A 541-nucleotide genomic window follows, 5' to 3' on the forward strand; every position below is an offset into this window, starting at 1 on the left:
CGACGGAGAACCGCTCGATGCCGAGACCGTCCATCAGGGCGATCGCATCCATTGCGAGAACCGCACCGTTCGCGGTGCGCAACGCCTTGTCGTTTCGAAAAACGGTTCCGCCGAAGCCGCGAAGGCAAGGCGCAATGAGGCGAAGGTTTTGGCGCTGCAGGTTTGACGACACAGCCTTCCAAGTGGAGGCGTCGTCGGGCCATCCATGCAGGAGGAGGACAGGATGGCCCTCGCGTGCTCCGAATTCGTCGAACGCAATCTGCAGGTCGCAAGTGTCGAGGTGCGGCATGACGATACTCCCTGGTTCGTCTAAGCAACACGTCGGGCCGGCGCTTGGTTCCGGCGAATGGAACATTGTAGCGCCACTTTGGTTGGTGCCCTGGGCAGTAACGCCCCACACGCCGAAGCTGGCAGCCATGAAATTCCAGCATCCATTTCCGATCAGCCGACGATCCATCATCGTGACCGCAAGCGCGACGCTCGCGGCGTCGGTCTTTCCCAGCGTTGCCTGGCCGGCTTCGAACATGCAGAAGAATACGCA

1 protein-coding gene is annotated in these 541 nt (G+C 61.0%); it reads left to right on the forward strand.

What is annotated here, in order from left to right:
• Nucleotides 1-287: 287 nt before the first annotated feature.
• A partial coding sequence (locus Q4Q11_RS32020; protein WP_498572005.1) for a hypothetical protein occupies nt 288-541 on the forward strand: 254 nt, incomplete at its 3' end.

The organism is Rhizobium sp. UFLA01-1127, from assembly GCF_059803845.1.